General features: G+C 29.4%; 22 protein-coding genes, 5 tRNA genes and 1 pseudogene. 8 read left to right on the forward strand and 20 right to left on the reverse strand.

The genetic code is table 11. The features are described 5' to 3' along the window. Positions 1–18: 18 nt before the first annotated feature. The 13 genes from rplL to AVANS14531_RS05735 form a co-directional block, all read right to left on the reverse strand. A complete protein-coding gene (gene rplL, locus AVANS14531_RS05675) occupies positions 19–393 on the reverse strand; it encodes a 50S ribosomal protein L7/L12 (RefSeq protein WP_214118192.1) in 375 nt (124 codons plus the stop codon). Between the two features lie 18 nt (positions 394–411). Then, positions 412–891, reverse strand: coding sequence for a 50S ribosomal protein L10 (gene rplJ / locus AVANS14531_RS05680; RefSeq protein WP_239817753.1), 480 nt, complete (start codon positions 889–891; stop codon positions 412–414). Between the two features lie 185 nt (positions 892–1,076). Further along, positions 1,077–1,778, reverse strand: a complete 702-nt coding sequence (rplA, locus tag AVANS14531_RS05685) for a 50S ribosomal protein L1 (protein WP_336611647.1) — start codon at positions 1,776–1,778, stop codon at positions 1,077–1,079. A gap of 58 nt (positions 1,779–1,836) precedes the next feature. Further along, entirely contained in the window at positions 1,837–2,262 is a 426-nt protein-coding gene (gene rplK / locus AVANS14531_RS05690) for a 50S ribosomal protein L11 (protein WP_336611648.1), read from the reverse strand. Positions 2,263–2,275: 13 nt separating this feature from the next. Continuing rightward, positions 2,276–2,809, reverse strand: a complete 534-nt coding sequence (gene nusG / locus AVANS14531_RS05695; protein WP_239817751.1) for a transcription termination/antitermination protein NusG — start codon at positions 2,807–2,809, stop codon at positions 2,276–2,278. A gap of 9 nt (positions 2,810–2,818) precedes the next feature. Beyond that, positions 2,819–2,998 carry a preprotein translocase subunit SecE gene (gene secE / locus AVANS14531_RS05700; RefSeq protein ID WP_336611649.1) on the reverse strand — a complete coding sequence of 60 codons (180 nt, stop codon included), beginning with the start codon at positions 2,996–2,998 and terminating at the stop codon, positions 2,819–2,821. A gap of 15 nt (positions 2,999–3,013) precedes the next feature. Then, positions 3,014–3,089 (reverse strand) — tRNA-Trp (locus AVANS14531_RS05705). Positions 3,090–3,093: 4 nt separating this feature from the next. Next, positions 3,094–3,252: a 50S ribosomal protein L33 gene (rpmG, locus tag AVANS14531_RS05710; protein ID WP_214118203.1), complete on the reverse strand. Its 159-nt coding sequence runs from the start codon at positions 3,250–3,252 to the stop codon at positions 3,094–3,096. A gap of 49 nt (positions 3,253–3,301) precedes the next feature. Then, positions 3,302–4,501, reverse strand: a complete 1,200-nt coding sequence (tuf, locus tag AVANS14531_RS05715) for an elongation factor Tu (protein WP_239817749.1) — start codon at positions 4,499–4,501, stop codon at positions 3,302–3,304. A gap of 62 nt (positions 4,502–4,563) precedes the next feature. Further along, positions 4,564–4,638, reverse strand: a tRNA-Thr gene (locus AVANS14531_RS05720). 111 nt (positions 4,639–4,749) lie between these two features. Next, positions 4,750–4,826: transfer RNA gene (locus AVANS14531_RS05725), tRNA-Gly, on the reverse strand. A 7-nt stretch (positions 4,827–4,833) separates the two neighbouring features. Continuing rightward, positions 4,834–4,918 (reverse strand) — tRNA-Tyr (locus AVANS14531_RS05730). Positions 4,919–4,965: 47 nt separating this feature from the next. After that, positions 4,966–5,041, reverse strand: a tRNA-Thr gene (locus tag AVANS14531_RS05735). 90 nt (positions 5,042–5,131) lie between these two features. Between AVANS14531_RS05735 and yaaA the strand changes: the two genes are divergently transcribed. The 6 genes from yaaA to AVANS14531_RS05765 all read left to right on the forward strand — a co-directional run bounded on the left by yaaA (position 5,132) and on the right by AVANS14531_RS05765 (position 8,155). After that, on the forward strand, positions 5,132–5,866 hold the full coding sequence (yaaA, locus tag AVANS14531_RS05740; protein WP_336611650.1) for a peroxide stress protein YaaA: 735 nt from the start codon (positions 5,132–5,134) through the stop codon (positions 5,864–5,866). 1 nt (position 5,867) lies between these two features. Beyond that, positions 5,868–6,089 carry a hypothetical protein gene (locus AVANS14531_RS05745; protein ID WP_336611651.1) on the forward strand — a complete coding sequence of 74 codons (222 nt, stop codon included), beginning with the start codon at positions 5,868–5,870 and terminating at the stop codon, positions 6,087–6,089. Further along, positions 6,089–6,685 (forward strand): NAD(P)H-dependent oxidoreductase, encoded by a 597-nt coding sequence (locus AVANS14531_RS05750; protein ID WP_336611652.1) that lies wholly within the window; start codon positions 6,089–6,091, stop codon positions 6,683–6,685. The genes AVANS14531_RS05745 and AVANS14531_RS05750 overlap by 1 nt, the downstream gene beginning before the upstream one ends. Positions 6,686–6,821: 136 nt before the next feature. Next, positions 6,822–7,307, forward strand: coding sequence for a hypothetical protein (locus AVANS14531_RS05755; RefSeq protein WP_336611653.1), 486 nt, complete (start codon positions 6,822–6,824; stop codon positions 7,305–7,307). Next, positions 7,297–7,608 carry a hypothetical protein gene (locus AVANS14531_RS05760; protein WP_239817744.1) on the forward strand — a complete coding sequence of 104 codons (312 nt, stop codon included), beginning with the start codon at positions 7,297–7,299 and terminating at the stop codon, positions 7,606–7,608. Before AVANS14531_RS05755 ends, AVANS14531_RS05760 begins: the two co-directional genes overlap by 11 nt. After that, the gene (locus AVANS14531_RS05765; protein WP_336611654.1) at positions 7,589–8,155 is read left to right on the forward strand and encodes a hypothetical protein; all 567 of its coding nucleotides are present in this window, start codon (positions 7,589–7,591) and stop codon (positions 8,153–8,155) included. The genes AVANS14531_RS05760 and AVANS14531_RS05765 overlap by 20 nt, the downstream gene beginning before the upstream one ends. Positions 8,156–8,192: 37 nt before the next feature. On the opposite strand, the gene AVANS14531_RS05770 is transcribed toward AVANS14531_RS05765, so the two are convergent. The 7 genes and pseudogenes from AVANS14531_RS05770 to nspC all read right to left on the reverse strand — a co-directional run bounded on the left by AVANS14531_RS05770 (position 8,193) and on the right by nspC (position 13,782). Next, entirely contained in the window at positions 8,193–8,891 is a 699-nt protein-coding gene (locus tag AVANS14531_RS05770; RefSeq protein WP_336611655.1) for an autotransporter outer membrane beta-barrel domain-containing protein, read from the reverse strand. A 201-nt stretch (positions 8,892–9,092) separates the two neighbouring features. Further along, positions 9,093–9,770 carry a restriction endonuclease gene (locus AVANS14531_RS05775; protein ID WP_336611656.1) on the reverse strand — a complete coding sequence of 226 codons (678 nt, stop codon included), beginning with the start codon at positions 9,768–9,770 and terminating at the stop codon, positions 9,093–9,095. Between the two features lie 21 nt (positions 9,771–9,791). Continuing rightward, positions 9,792–10,760, reverse strand: a pseudogene (gene selD / locus AVANS14531_RS05780) (selenide, water dikinase SelD); the annotation flags it as partial. Between the two features lie 44 nt (positions 10,761–10,804). Beyond that, positions 10,805–11,350 (reverse strand): sulfurtransferase-like selenium metabolism protein YedF, encoded by a 546-nt coding sequence (gene yedF, locus AVANS14531_RS05785; RefSeq protein WP_336611657.1) that lies wholly within the window; start codon positions 11,348–11,350, stop codon positions 10,805–10,807. A gap of 1 nt (position 11,351) precedes the next feature. Then, a complete protein-coding gene (locus tag AVANS14531_RS05790; protein WP_336611658.1) occupies positions 11,352–11,693 on the reverse strand; it encodes a winged helix-turn-helix domain-containing protein in 342 nt (113 codons plus the stop codon). Then, the gene (locus AVANS14531_RS05795; protein WP_336611659.1) at positions 11,683–12,570 is read right to left on the reverse strand and encodes a formate dehydrogenase subunit gamma; all 888 of its coding nucleotides are present in this window, start codon (positions 12,568–12,570) and stop codon (positions 11,683–11,685) included. Before AVANS14531_RS05795 ends, AVANS14531_RS05790 begins: the two co-directional genes overlap by 11 nt. 48 nt (positions 12,571–12,618) lie before the next feature. Beyond that, positions 12,619–13,782 (reverse strand): carboxynorspermidine decarboxylase, encoded by a 1,164-nt coding sequence (nspC, locus tag AVANS14531_RS05800; protein WP_442862402.1) that lies wholly within the window; start codon positions 13,780–13,782, stop codon positions 12,619–12,621. Positions 13,783–13,856: 74 nt separating this feature from the next. On the opposite strand from nspC, the gene AVANS14531_RS05805 reads away from it, so the two are divergent. Further along, entirely contained in the window at positions 13,857–16,220 is a 2,364-nt protein-coding gene (locus tag AVANS14531_RS05805) for a putative bifunctional diguanylate cyclase/phosphodiesterase (RefSeq protein WP_336611661.1), read from the forward strand. Continuing rightward, positions 16,207–16,428 carry a MoaD/ThiS family protein gene (locus AVANS14531_RS05810; RefSeq protein WP_239817735.1) on the forward strand — a complete coding sequence of 74 codons (222 nt, stop codon included), beginning with the start codon at positions 16,207–16,209 and terminating at the stop codon, positions 16,426–16,428. Before AVANS14531_RS05805 ends, AVANS14531_RS05810 begins: the two co-directional genes overlap by 14 nt.

A 16,428-nucleotide genomic window follows, 5' to 3' on the forward strand; every position in this document is an offset into this window, starting at 1 on the left:
TAAAATAGGGCTAAAAAATTATTTAAGTTCAACCTTAGCGCCAGCTTCTTCAAGTTGCTTTTTCGCTTCTTCTGCGTCTGCTTTACTAACACCTTCTTTAAGTGTTGATGGAGTTCCTTCAACAGCATCTTTAGCTTCTTTTAGGCCTAAACCTGTTAATGCGCGAACTACTTTAATTACGTTAATTTTGTTTGCACCTGAATCAACTAATACTACGTTAAATTCAGTTTTTTCTTCTTCTGCAGCAGCTGCAGCACCACCAACAGCACCTGCAACCATCACAGGAGCTGCACTAACACCAAATTTTTCTTCAAATTCTTTAACTAATTCTGATAGTTCAAGAACACTTAGGTTTGAAATATATTCTAATACATCTTGTTTTGTAATTGCCATTTTTTATCCTTTATATAATTATTCTTTTTCTTTTTTTTCTTTAAGAGCATTTAATCCGATTGTAAAATTTTGAATCGGAGCATTCCAAACTTGCAATAACATAGCAAGTAGTTCTTCACGTGATGGCATTTTAGATAATGCAATAATTTTATTAGCATCAGCAACTTCACCATCAATGTGGCCAAATTTAACTTCAAAAGCATTATTTTTTTCTGCAAATTTTGCAGCAACTTTAGTAACTGCTAAAGCATCTGCACCCCAAAGATATATATTAGTATCTTTAAGAGTTAAACCTGTTTTACCTGCTTTATCTAATGCAATATTAGCTAAAGTATTTTTAATTACTTCAACTTTTACATCAGCAGTTCTTGCAGAATCACGTAATACTTCTAATTGCTTAGTAATAATTCCTTTATAGTTACAAACTACAACAGCATTATTGGCAGCAAATTCATCAGAAAGTCTAGCTATTAATTCTTCTTTTTGGTTTCTTGTCATCTTTTCTCCTTTCCGATTTATGATTTAAGCAGAGAGACAAAAGTCAATTAAGTAAAACACCTCGGCTGTCACAAATCAAATTTTTATCTTAACTTTCATAAAAAACTAAAATAAAAATTCATAAAAAAACAATAAGCCGTATTTGTAACATAAATTTATTACAAAACGGCTATAAACTAAAAAAATTATTTTAAATCTAGTAATTCTTGAGTTTCTAATTTTAAACCTGGACTCATTGTTAAAGATATAGTTGCACTCTTAATATATCTACCTTTTGCTGTTGCTGGTTTATGCTTATTAATAGCTTTTACAAAAGCACTTATGTTGTTTAATAATTTTTCTTCTGAAAAACTAACTTTTCCTAAACCTGCATGAATATTTCCTTGCTTATCAACACGAAAATTAACTTGTCCTGATTTAGCATTATTTACAGCTTGTGCAATATCCATAGTAACTGTTCCTGTTTTAGGGTTTGGCATTAAACCTTTTGGTCCTAAAATACGACCAACCTTACCTACAAGACCCATTAAATTTGGTGTAGCTATTAAAACATCAAAATTGATATTACCTTTTTGAATTTCCTCAACTAAATCATCATCACCTACAATATCAGCACCAGCTTTTTTAGCTTCATCAGCTTTAATATCTTTAGCGATTACTGCTACGCGAACTTTCTTACCAGTTCCTTCAGGTAATACAACTGAACCTCTAACCATTTGATCAGCATGTCTTGGATCAACATTTAATTTCATAGCTATTTCAACAGTCTCATCAAATTTTGCAGATGAAAGAGTTTTGATAGTCTTAATACCTTCGTTTAATGAATATTCTTTTGTTAAATCAACTTTTTTTAATAATTCTTGAATTCTTTTTGCTTTTTTTGCCATATTAATTTCTCCGCATTTTTTAAAGTGCTTCCGCCTTAACCCGGCGGTTGGGTTTTAATTAATCTACTACTTCAACACCCATAGATCTAGCAGAACCTGCGATAATTTTAGCAGCTTGCTCACGATCTTTAGTATTTAAATCAGCAATTTTTCTATCTACAATCTCTAAAATTTGAGCTCTTGTTAATTTACCAACTTTATTTTTTAAAGGATTATCAGTTCCTTTAGAAATTCCTGCAGCTTTTTTAATTAAATCTGTTGCAGGTGGTTGTTTTGTAATAAATGTAAAACTCTTATCAGCATATACAGTGATAACAACAGGAATATTATAACCTGCCATATCTTTTGTGCGCTCATTGAAAGCTTTACAAAATTCCATAATATTAACACCTTGCTGTCCTAAAGCAGGTCCTACCGGTGGTGATGGATTTGCCTTTGTTGCAGCTATTTGTAATTTGATTTCCCCAACAACTTTCTTAGCCATAATGACTCCTTATTTAAATAATTTTCTCAACTTGTGAATATAGAATCTCAACTGGAGTACTTCTACCAAATATAGAAACATTTAGCTTCAAAGTACCTCTTACCATATCGTATTCTTCTACTATGCCTGTAAAATTCGCAAATGAACCTTCTATGATTCTTACACTCTCTCCATTTTCAAAATAAATTTTTGGTCTTGGAGCTTTTCTATTATTAGCTTTTTCTAAAATTAAATTAACATCCTTTTCGCTTAAAGGAGTTGGTTTTTTAGACTCACCAATAAATCTACCTACTTTAGGTAACTTTTGAATTTTATGCCATAGTTCGATATCCAAATCTATGTTTGCAAAAACATAACTTGAATATAAACATTTTGCTGTAATTTTTTGTTTTCCATTCTTTCCTGTTTCAATAACATCCTCAGTAGGAACTAAAACTTCTTTAAGTCTATCAGAAATACCATTTTCATAACATAATTTCTCAATAGCTCTTTTTACAGCCATTTCGCTTCCCGCGTAAGTCTGAATTGCATACCATTTAAAATTCATCTAACGCCCTTATAAAATACTCTTTAATGAAAAAGACATAATAAAATCAACAAAAGCTAAAAATAATGATATAACAGTTACAACTACTGCAACAGTTATAAAAGCATTCTTCACTTGACTTTTAGTTGGAAAAAATACCTTAGCTAATTCAGCTTTTGACAACTTAAAATAATTTATTAATTTTTCCATTTTAAAACCTTTAATTGGCAGGGCAAGAGGGATTCGAACCCCCAACCATCGGATTTGGAATCCGGCGCTCTACCGTTGGAGCTATTGCCCTAAAATTAACTCTTTAATTTAACTTCTTTATGAACTGTATGTTTTCTTAATCTTGGACAATACTTTTTAAGCTCCAATTTTTCTGTTGTATTTTTTGAATTCTTAAAAGTGCTGTAATTGATATCACCTGTTTCTTCACATTTTAAACCAATTTTAATTCTCATAACATTTCCTTTTATTTTTATAGAGTAGGTTTAAAACCTACTCATCAAATTACTTAATAATTTTTGATACAACACCTGAACCAACTGTTCTACCACCTTCACGGATAGCAAAACGAGTACCTTCTTCAAGTGCTACTGGTTGAATTAGTGATACTGTAATTCTTACGTTATCACCAGGCATAACCATTTCTGTGCCTTCTGCTAATTGAATTGAACCAGTAACGTCTGTTGTTCTTACATAGAATTGTGGTCTATAGTTATTAAAGAATGGAGTATGTCTACCACCTTCTTCTTTAGTTAGAATATAAACTTCTGCTTCAAAATCTGTATGTGGAGTGATAGTTTTTGGCTTAGCAAGAACCATACCACGAATTACATCTTCTTTTTTAGTTCCACGTAGTAACACACCTACGTTGTCACCAGCTTCACCTTGCTCCATTTCTTTTCTAAACATTTCAACGCCAGTTACAGTTGTTGTTTGTGTATCTCTAATACCAACGATTTCAATAGTATCACCAACTTTAACAACACCTTTTTCAATACGTCCTGTTACAACTGTACCACGACCTGAAATTGAGAATACGTCTTCAATTGGCATTAAGAAATCTTTATCTGTATCACGAACTGGAGTTGGGATATAAGCATCTACTTGAGCCATTAATTCTATAATTTTTGCTGACCATTCACCATCTTTACCAGCTTTTGCTTCTTCTAAAGCTTGTAATGCAGAACCTGCAACGATTGGTGTATCATCACCTGGGAAATCATATGAACTTAATAATTCTCTAATTTCCATTTCAACTAGTTCTAATAATTCAGCATCATCAACCATATCAGCTTTATTCATAAATACTACGATGTATGGAACACCAACTTGGCGTGATAATAGAATGTGCTCTCTAGTTTGTGGCATTGGGCCATCTGCTGCTGAAACAACAAGAATAGCGCCGTCCATTTGTGCAGCACCTGTAATCATATTTTTAACATAGTCTGCGTGACCTGGGCAGTCTACGTGAGCATAGTGACGATTTTCTGTCTCATACTCAATATGAGAAGTAGCGATTGTAATACCTCTTTCTTTTTCTTCTGGAGCATTATCAATATTATCATAATCTTTAAGCTCAGCAAGACCTCTTCTTGATAAAACAGCTGAAATAGCAGCAGTTAAAGTAGTTTTACCGTGGTCAACGTGACCGATAGTTCCGATATTCACGTGTGGTTTATTACGTGAGAATTTTTCCTTTGCCATAATACTTCCTCCGTATTAATAAAATTAATTACTAATCTAAAATTATTACCTTTTTGAATAAATGGAGCTCATAGTGGGACTTGAACCCACGACCTCTCCCTTACCAAGGGAGTGCTCTACCTCTGAGCCATACGAGCGCTCAGAAAAATTATAATTTTAGACAACAAAAACTAAAAACATCATAAAAACTTATTTTGGAAAAACTTGCGAAGCGATAAAAATACAGCTCCCAGTTTTTACAAAAAAGTTGGAGCGGGAAACGAGACTCGAACTCGCGACCCTCAGCTTGGAAGGCTGATGCTCTAGCCAACTGAGCTATTCCCGCATCATAGTGGTGGTGAGTCGTGGATTCGAACCACGGAAGGCAAAGCCAGCAGATTTACAGTCTGCCCTCGTTGGCCACTTGAGTAACTCACCTTAATAAAAACCTTTTTTGTTCTGGTCAAACACTGCTAAAAATAAAATGGAGCTGGTTAAGGGACTTGAACCCCCGACCTGCTGCTTACAAGGCAGCTGCTCTACCAACTGAGCTAAACCAGCAATTAAACTAAAAATGAAAGACGGCATTATATGTAAAAAATTTTCATTTGTCAAGAGTAAGTTATAATTTTTTTTAAAAAAAGGATAAAAATGTATATTTTATTTTCACCAAGCGAAGAAAAATTAAAAAGCGAAAACCATTGTAAAATAGAAGAAATAAAAGAATTTTTTCTTCATTTAAATATGAATAATTTTTTTATAAAATCTAGCTTTAGAAAAGAAATTATTGAAAAATATATTAATAATTTTGATAATTTAGAAGAGATTTTTGGAGTTAAAGATACAAAATCAATACTAAATAACTTTTCAAAAACACTTCATAAAGCTATTAATTTATATCAAGGTGTTAGTTATAAAGAATTAGATTATGAAAGCTTATCTAAAGATGCAAAAACTTATATTGACAATAATTTAATCATTTTTTCTAATCTTTTTGGACCTATTTTAGCAAGTGATAAAATACCATTTTATAAACTAAAGCAAGGCGTAAAATTAAATAAAATAAATCAAGCTAAAGAATATCTAAAAGATACAACAAGTGCTTTAGACGAAAAGATAAAAGAATTTGTAATAGACCTTAGAGCTGATATTTACAAAGATTATTACCGAATTCAAATTCCACATGCTACTTTTGTTTTTATGAAAAACAATAAGCAGTTATCTCATAGCTCAAAAGTCTATCGCGGCAGGGTTTTAAGGCTATTGGCACAAAATAATATTACTAATATTAAAGAATTATCTAATATGATTTTAGATAATTTTAATGTTATAAACATTGAAAATAAAGATACTCAAACAATTTTTTACATTGATATAAAGGATTAAAATGGGAAGTTTATATTTACTAGTAGTTCTAGCGATATTTTTATTAATTGTATTTTTAATTATCCAACACTTTAATTCAAGAATATTATTATTAAAACAAAAAATCACAGCACTAGATGAAAAAATAAACGATGCAATGAAATTAATAGAAAAAAATAGGCTATTAATTGAAGACAACAAAGAAAGCATAAAAGCTCAAAATAAAGCTACAAAGGAGGAATAATGGATTATTTACATTTACTTAAAACTCGTTTTGCTTGCAAAGAATTTAATAATGAAAAAGTTTCTCAAGCAAAAGTTCATACTATTTTAGAAGCTGGAGTGCTAAGCCCTAGCTCATTAGGACTTGAGCCTTGGACTTTTTATGTATTGCAAAGCCCAGAAAAAATTGAAAAATTAAAGCAATTTTGTAATTCTAAAAGACAATTTGAAACCTGCTCTTTTGCTGTGATTTTAGCTGCAAAAAATGATTTTAATCCACAAGGACAAGTGGTTCAAAAAGCATTAAGAAGAAGGGAAGATTTTGATAAAGTATATGAATTATATTCGCCATATTTAAAACGTCTAGAAACTAGAAACGCTCATGAATACGGAGCATTACAATGCTATATAGCAGCTACAAATATGGTAAATTGCGCTCATACTTTAGGCGTTGATTCTTGCATTATAGGTGGATACGACGAAGCACCAATTAATGAAGAATTTTTACCAAAAGATGAATTTTGCGCTTTGGTTTTAACTTTTGGTTATAGAGCAAACGGACAACCAAAACATAAAAAAATGAGATTTTCATTTAACGAAAAAGTAAAATTCATATAAATCTTACGAAATAGGAAAATTCAAATTCCTATTTCAAATTCTACAATTTTTTTAAGCATTTTAAATAGTTTTAAGCATAAATTAAGAATGGGGGGGGGTATTATCTCGTTTTTATTTTATTTTAAAAGGATTAAAAATGAATGCGACGATTTTATTCTCTTCAATTCAAGACAAGTTGCCTAAAAAAATAGGTAGATTTAGAAAATTTCTCATAAAAAATATAAAGTCATCAGAACCTATTATGAGTAATGAAGAATTATTAAAAAAACTAGAAAGTTTAAGCGAGACCGAGCTTAACGAAGTTGCTAAAATACTAAAAAAAGACAAGCTTGATAGTCCTGTTACTTGCTTTTGGCTTTATAATCTATTATTAGGTTGTTATGGTGTAGCTTGGTTTAGAATTAATATGTTTTCGGTAGGTTGTATGAAATTAATTTTATTAATAATAGCATTTAATCTCAAGGAAATAAATCCAGAGATATCGGGTATTTTAGATTTAGACAAATTCATTGCTTTTTGGTGCCTATTGGATTTATTTATAATAGGTGCAATTTTAAGAAATAAAAACTTAGAAAAGGTTAATAATATCATAGACTTAGTAAGGGCAAGAAATGCAAATTAAAAAGCCTTTTATTGATAGTAAAAACTATCCTTTCAAGCTAATTTATAAAGATAAATATTTTGAAGTAGTAGTCGGAGAAGCACAGACAAATAAGGGTGAATTATCAATAGGTATAAGGACAAATCATTTTCCTAAGGATAATTTTCACAATGATTGTTATTTTATTTTCCCATCGCACTTTGGCGTTGAGTTTTTAAAATTATTTATATTAGATAATAACCCAAATAATGAAAATATCTCTCAAGCAATTGCAAAAATATTTGAAGATAATAGGGGCAACAATGAAAAAAATAATAATTAGTTTATTTTTAAGCACATATTTAAGTGCTTTTAATTTTTCTTTTTTTGATAATACACCAAAATGTAATGATGAATTAGTGCTTGAAGTCCTAGAAGAGCTTATAAGAAAAAATGCTCCTGAAGTAATATTTAAATACGGCGTTATTAAAGCATTTCAAGATGAAGTAGAAGATACGATAATTAAAGTACAAGAGTTTAAAGATTATGATTATTCATATAATGGTAATTTTGCTGAAAGCTACGCAGCAAATGCTTATAAGCCCGTAATTGATTTATTAAATCAAATAATAAAATATGTAAGCACTAATGTTAAGATGGATTTTTCTAGCTTTGTAACACTAAAAAACGAAGATGATAGAGCAAGATATTGTAATGCTAATTTGAAATTTGTTTATCCAACTATGCCAAACGAATTAAGCAGTAAAATAATAGATGGCAAGATAAAAGGCATAGTTGTAAATGGTGGAGAAAGCGAAACTACAATAGAATATAAAACTTATTACACCGATGATAAAGAGCAAGTTTATGTAGAACTAATTGATTATTAAAATATTTTTACTCAAACCTTTAAAGGCTTGAGTAAATTTAAAATTTATAGCCTAGTTCAAAACCAGCTTTACCACCATGACCGATTAAAGTATTTTCATAGCCAAATTTGACTCCTACATAAATATTATTTGCAAAAGTATAACCAAGTCTTAAATCAACTTCAGGTGAAAAGCGTTTTACATCTTCAATCTTTTTTGTAAAGTATTTAAGATATACACCACCGCTCATTGTAAAATTATTCTCAAATTGCTTTCTAGTAGCAACACCAGTCTTTAAAAACATTGAATTATCTTTTTCACTAGAGCTTAAATCTACTATTGCAGTAGCATTACCAAGTGTTGCACTAAAGTTACTAGCAGTATATTTTGCGTTTTCATAACCTAGACCACCTAAAAATGACAAAGATACATCATTGCCAACCAAGATTCCGTATCCAGCTAAAGCTTGTAAACTAAGTGCTTTTACCTTTACACTAGCCTTAACTTCTACATTTTCTTCAATAGCTTTAATATTGCTTTTATAATATGAATATCCTAATTTTGCATCATAAACGAAATTATTTTCACCTTCACTATAAAATTTATTTGCATATATTTCATAGTGATAAATTCCTTTATCTTCTATATCAAGACCTTCAGCATTTTTAGTATCAGCATTCGAACCATAAAAACCAAAACCAACAAAATTACTCGCAAAAACATTTGCACAAATTAATGAAAAAGCTAATTTTTTCATAAAATCTCCTAATAATAATTTAAAAGAAGAATAATACCCCCCCCCATTCTTAATAAAAGCTTAAAATTATAAAAATAAGATGTGAAATTAACTCTTAATTCCGATTTTAAATTCCACAAAATTAAAAAGAATTTAAAATAAGAATTTTAAAAATATCTTGTAGGTTAAACTCTTTTAAGCATTAAGTTAAATAAATATGATTTATTCGTTAGCAAATCTTCTGATTTGATAATTTATTTCTTCGGGATTTTCTTTCAAAAATTCACTTACTCCATAATCAATATCTTCGCAACTTGTAATAAAATCTTTGTAAATATCTTTATTTTTTAAAAATTTCATATTTTTCTTAATATGCAAAGTGCAATCTCCTACAAATAATCTTAATAAATGCTGTCTTGGGGGATTTTTATAGCATTTCGTTTGAATTAGCCTTACTTCACTACCTTTATAAGCAATCAAATCCACTCCTCCATCACGCTTACCATTAATATATCCATTCGGAAATACTCTATAACCTAAACTCTCATAATATAACTTTATTTTGTATTCGTATATTTTGCCTTTTTCATAATTTGCTTGTAGATTTGGCTTTGGTTTTTCTTGCACTAGGGTTTGAATATCTTGTTCGTAAGCTTTGATTTTATCTTTATACTTTTGCGTTATTGATTCGTAATATTCTAAACTTTCTTGATATTCTTTATTGGTTTTTTCTAATTCTTCAAGTTTTTTATTTTTACCTTTTATAAAAATTTCAAGTTTTTTTATAAAGAATACATAAAAAATAAAAAAACTAAAAAACATCACTAACATTATAGTAAATCTATATTCGTGCAAATAATATAAAGTCCATTTGAAATAATAAATCACACTATCAATCATCTAATTCCTATTTTAAATTCCTTAATAGATTATGATTTTTTCGTTTTGTCTTTGTGTAATATTTGCAAATGCATAGGCGTTTATACCTGCGTTATTTAGTAAATCCAGTGCTTTTTGGCTATCTTTTTGGCTTAGACTTATTATTAGCCCACCACTTGTCTCAGGCGAATATAACAACAAATCATCTTTTAAAAATGATTTCACAATACCTTTTAAGCTAGATTTATTTGAATAACTAGCAGCCCCAAACAATCCTAAAGCAGCGAATTCTAAAGTGTTTTTATAATACCTTATCGCTGAGTTTTCAACTTCAATGCTAATTGCATCGTTTAGCATTTCGCTCAAATGTCCTAATAAACCAAAGCCTGTAATATCAGTGCAAGCATTGATTTTAATATCTTTTAAAACTTCTAAAGCTTTATTATTTAAGCTCTTCATACCATTTATACATTCGCTAAAATCATTAGCAAGACTAGCCTTAATAGCCATTGCACTAAGACTTGTTCCAAGTGGTTTTGTAGCAATTAAAACATCGTTGATTTTAGCAGTATTATTGCTTAAAAACTCATCTTTTTTTACATAGCCAGTTGCACTAAGACCTAAAAAAACTTCCTTTGAGCTAATCGTATGCCCACCAGCACAAAAACCACCAGCCTTATTTATAGTATCATTAAGCCCTGCTATCATTTCGCTTAGCATAGCCTTAGGCAAGCAATCACTAAAAGCTACAATATTTAAAGCACTCATAAGCTTTGCTCCCATTGTAAAAACATCGCTTAGCGAATTTGCCGCAGCAATTACAGCATAATCATAAGCATTATCAACAATAGGTGCAATAAAATCAAGCGTTTGAACTAAGGCAAAATCACTCTCTTGCTTAATAATCTTAGGATAATCAATAACACAAGCATCTTCATTGCTAGTAGTTGAGCTTAAAACAAACTCGCTAGGTTTAATCGAGCTTAAAGCATTGTGTAAGTCAGCCTGACTTAGTTTAGCCCCTCAACCTGCGTGCATACTAAGGCTTGTTAATTTCATAGAGTTACCATATTTGTATCAAATAATGTGCCAATTATCTCAACTGCATTTGAACTTCTACCGATTTTTGGACTTTGTGAGAAGTAATTCAAGCAATTCGCACAGCATAAAATTTCCACTCCATCATCTGCTAGAGTTTTTAAAGCATTAAAAGCAGGATGGTTTTCATCACAAGCTATAAAAATCGCATCGTTTATGAGTACTACTTTTTGAATATTTCTCTCTTTAACAGCAGTTAAAAAGCCAACTAGTAGCATTGCACCTAATTCTCCATCGCCTACTTTTTGAGATTTTAAGAATATTCCTTCTTGCTTTTTGCTTTCGCTTTTTGCCTCATTTATCTTGCTTTTTTGAAGTTTGAAAGTAAAGCCGTCATTTTCAAATTCCTGATTCAAATTCTTTAACAATCTTGTGATATTTTCTTTCGCTGCTTCGTTATCTACGATTATTTCTAATATTTCATTTAAATCTAGGTTTAATAAAGCTTTTTTTGTTTCAATTACAGGTATCGGACAAGCCTTGCCGCTAAAATCTAATTTCATTTTATTCCTTTCTAAATAATTCATCAAATCTTTTTTCTACAAATTCTTCTAACTCTTTTTCTAAAAGCTCATATTTTTGCATAAATTCTTTTGCTTTAGCACTAAGAATTGTTCCGCTATCTTTACTAGCACCTTTTTTGCTAATAAATATATCACCTTCTAAGAATTTTTCTGTGCTATTTTTCTTGCTCCAAGCTTTTTTATAACTCATATTAAGTTGCTTAGAGCTTTCGTTTATTGAGCCATATTTTTCAATGGCTTTTAATATTTCATAATTTCCTTTTCCAAAAATTTCGCCGTTATCTTCAAGCCAAAATTTAATTTTAGGTGTTTTATTTTTCATAGCTATAACTTGGGCTTATTTCGCCTTTTTTAGTAAGCTCTTTATACCAATATGAGTGTAGGATATAAACTTCTTCTTCTTCCTTATAGCCTGTAATCATTGCATGAATTGAGCCTTTGATAGCAAAAACAGCCATGTATAAATGAACAAAAAACATAGCAGCACAAACAATTCCTAAAATATTATGAACTATCGCACTAAGTCTTAAAATATTAATATGACTTAAACCAAATGTGCTTTGTAAAAATTCGCTTTGAAAATCCAAAAAGAACATAAAAGCACCAGTAATTATCATAATCGCACCGCCAAATACCGCAATGTAATACCACATTTTTTGACCGAAATTAAATTTACCCGCTGGAACAGGTCTTTTAACCTTGCTTAAATATCCACCAACTATCATAAGCCATCTTATATCATAGCTTGCAGGTAGCATTCTTTTTATCCAGCAAAAAAACATAGGAATAATTGAAATAAAAAATAAAATCGTAGCAATTCCATGAAGATTTTTGCAAAGCCTAACAAACACACCGCCACCAAAAAAATGACCATTCATTATAATTAAACCCGTTGGAATTAGAATTATCCAAGCAAGTGCAGCAATGAAGTGAAAACCACGCTCAAACAATGAAAAGGCATAAATTTTCTTGCCTTCATGACTAAATGTCTTTGGTCCTATTACCATATAATGAAGAGCAAAAGCACTTAAAACTGCAATTAATACAATAAGCGCTAAAGGTGCAATATAAGTTGAAGCTAAAAGCGTCCATAAATGCCCTAATTTGTAGCTAGTGATATTTTCAACTCTTCCTGTTGTAGTTAAATCACTAGCACTAAGACAGGCAAATAAAAATGCTGGTAAAAAAAACTTTCTCATAATATCTTCCTAAAATAAAATATTTTTTTAATTTATATCAAAATAATTTTAATTTCTCCTTGAATAATCATTAAAATTAAAATCTTTTTGATTTTTAATGTTACCTTTTTCATCAACATAGATTAAACTAGGTAGTTTTACCCCATTAAAAGTTGTATTTTTTACTATCGTGTAATGAATTTGATCACAAAATACTACCCTATCTCCTATTTTTAATTCTTGATTAAACTCATATTCTCCCATAATATCGCCTGCAAGACAAGAATTTCCCGTTAAAACATAGCTAGTTTTAGTGCTTTTAACATCTGCTAGCTCATCACGACTTGCTAAAATTTTTGCATTCTTTACTTCGCTTGTATAAGGCATAATGATTGTATCTGGCATATGAGCTTCTGCACAAATATCTAAAATAGCAATTTTTTTCTCATTTTCAATAATATCTAAAACACTAGCTACTAATTCACCCGTTTGCCAGCCAACAGCTTCGCCTGGCTCAAGATATATTTCAAGCTTATATTTAGATTTAATTTCTTTTAAAAACTTAATTAATTCATCAATCTTATAGCCTTCTTTAGTAATATGATGACCGCCTCCAAAATTAATCCATTTTAAAGGGTGTTTTGCTAGATATGGCTTTAAAAATTTTTCTTCAAATACTGCAAAAACACTTTCTAAACTCTCAAAACTTTCTTCACAAAGTGCGTGAAAATGTAAGCCATCAACCACAATATCACTTTCTAATAAATCTTTTGCTTTAATTCCTAATCTTGAATATTTTCCGCAAGGATTATAAATCTCTCTTGGAGCCAGAGAAAACTCTAAATTACAACGAATTCCTAAAGAATTTGAAACAGGAATTTCATTTTGCAATTTTTTAACCTTTTTGTATTCATTTAATGAATTAACAACTAAATGATTGCTTATTTTTATAATTTCTTTTAAATCTTCTTCATTAAATGCAGGAGCATAAGTATGTACTTCTTTGCCAACATATTCTTTAGCAAACAAACTCTCCCACAATCCACTGCAAGTGCAACCTTGCAGGTATTCTTTAACTAAAGGCATAGCAGCACTAAATGCAAAGCCTTTTAAAGCTAATAATACTTTTACACCGGTTTCTTCTTGAATTCTTTTGAAAATCTCAAGATTATTTTTAAGCTTGTTTTCATAGCAAACATAAACTGGAGTATTTATTGTATTTTCATTATAAATCATCAAAAAATCCTTTTAATATTAATAATTTTGCTATAATATCATATTTAATTTTACAATATATCAGGTATTTTATGAAAGAAAGAAAGTCAATTTTAGAAGAGTCAATTAAGAGCTTAACTCTTTATTCTATAGTATTTTTTGTACTTATTTTTATAATAGGAATCTTCGTAATTAAAGCAAATTATAACGAAGAAATCAGCAATTTAGAAAAAGATTATAACGAACAAATCAATCTATCATCTAATAAATACATAAAAGAAGAAATAAAAAATATTAAAAAATATTTAGATGCTGAATATAACTATATTTTCGATAGCACAAAAGAGATTATTGATAGCACTTATAATTTTATTAACGAATATATTACAACCCATGAAAACAAACAAGAAGCTTTAAAATTCGTTCAAGCTAACACGAAATATCCTATCAGAATAGATGTATCAAATGGAATTGATCCAAACTACATTTATTATGCAAGATATATGGAAATTGATGATAATCAGATTGTAAAATTTAGTATAGATGAAAAAAAATATCAAGAAAGCCAAACAATAGTTGCTTTAAATAATATAAAAAATCTTCATAATGCTCAAATTTCAAACTTTAAAGTAAGAAAATTAGATGATAGTTTTAATTTCCTAGGTAATGAAAAATGGTATTGTGTATATGAAAGCAAAGCTTTTACTTGTTATGATAAAAACTGGTGGCTAGCTTTAGAATTTACAATTAAAGAAGATGTATTAAAAGCTAATTTAGAAGAAGCTAAAAATAAAAGATTTAAATCATTCTTGATGCAAGGAATGTTTTTATGCTTTTCTATTTGCATAGGCTTTGTTGCTTTATGGATTTTTTTGGTTAGAAAAAGAAGAGAAGTAAAATCACAAATAGAGCTAGCAGCTAAGCATTTTGACGTTGCATTAAATAAACAAATTTCTAATTTTAATAAAGATAAAAAACTTAATAATGATTTTGCATTTAAAGAGTTTAGAACCTTAAGCTACGCATTACTTAGATTTATTAGACAAATCCAAACAAAAGATACAAATATCAAAAAACAAGCTTATGTAGATGGTGTAACAGGGCTTATGAATATGATAAGCGTTAATGAAAGCCTTAAACAATACGCTAAAAAAGATGATAAACTACTATTATTTTTATTTTTTAATATTGATAAATTTAGAGTTTATAACTCTATGTATGGAAGACATTTTGGAGATGAAATACTTAAAATAGTTGCTTACAGACTTTATGCTAATTTAAAAGGCTTGGCAATAGGTGATAATGAACATTTAGAAAGCTTAGACTATATAAAATATGATAAATACAAATTCACTCAAAATAAAAATAAATTTGAATGCTTAGCAAGAATTTCAGCTGATGAATTTTTATTAGTAGTAGAAGTTAATAAAGATGAAGATTATTATGCAATAGCTAAAAATTATCATCAAAAACTAACTGCAAGAAGTATTAAAATCACATCAAACGATGATTTGATAGAATATGAACCATTTAGAATAAATGCAAGAATAGGTTGTAGCTTGTATCCAAAAGATAGCGAAGACTTACATGAATGTATAGGAAATGCAGATTTAGCAATAGAAAATGATAAAGCTAGTGGTGATACTTGTGTTTTCGTATATACTAAAGAAATAGGCAAACAAAATGAAGAGAATCTAACTCTTCAAAGAGATATAAGAAACGGCATAATTAATAAAGAATTTTTATTACATTATCAACCAAAAGTTGATTGTAAAACTGGCAAAATAATAGGAGCTGAAGCTCTTGTTAGATGGCAAAAAGGCGATACTTTAGTATATCCTGATCAATTTATTAATATTTGTGAAAAAAGCAATCTAATTATAACATTAGGTAATGAAATTATAAAAATGGCTTGTGATGCTCAAAGAAGATGGCTAGCAAAAGGACTTGAATTAAAATTAAGTATAAACTTAAGCACAAAACAACTATTAAGCGAAGGTATAGTTCATACAATTGAAAAAAACATTCAAGGAATACCGCCTAGATTAATTGAATTTGAAATTACAGAAAGCTTTTCAATAGAAAATGCAACAAGTAAAGCTATCATAGATAAAATTAAAAAGCTTAATGTAGGCTTATCTATGGATGATTTTGGTAAAGGTTATAGCTCTTTATCTTATTTAAACGATCAAGATTTGGATTTTGATGTTGTAAAAATTGATAAATGCTTTATACAAAACATTGACACAAACGAAAGAAATAGAAAATTAGTTGAATTTATTGTAAATATCATCAAATACTTAAATAAGCGTTCAGTTGCTGAAGGCGTTGAAAATATTGAAATATTAAATTTCTTAAAGCATTTAGGTTGCGATGAATATCAAGGTTATTATTTTAGCAGACCTGTTCCTGAAAATATTTTATTAGAAAAGGTGTATGAAAATGGTAAAAATTAATTTTTTAGGACCTATCAATAAAGATAGTTTGGAATTAGATGTAAAAAATATTTACGAACTAAAAGAAGAATTATTAAAACACGAAGATTTAAAAGAATGGTTAGAAATTAGCGCAATAGCTGTTAATGATGGTTTCATTGATAGTTTAGAATATGAATTAAAAAATGGAGATATCATAAGCATACTACCACCTGTATGCGGGGGTTAA

The sequence above is a fragment of the Campylobacter sp. Cr9 genome, from assembly GCF_020138295.1.
Lineage (GTDB): Bacteria > Campylobacterota > Campylobacteria > Campylobacterales > Campylobacteraceae > Campylobacter_E.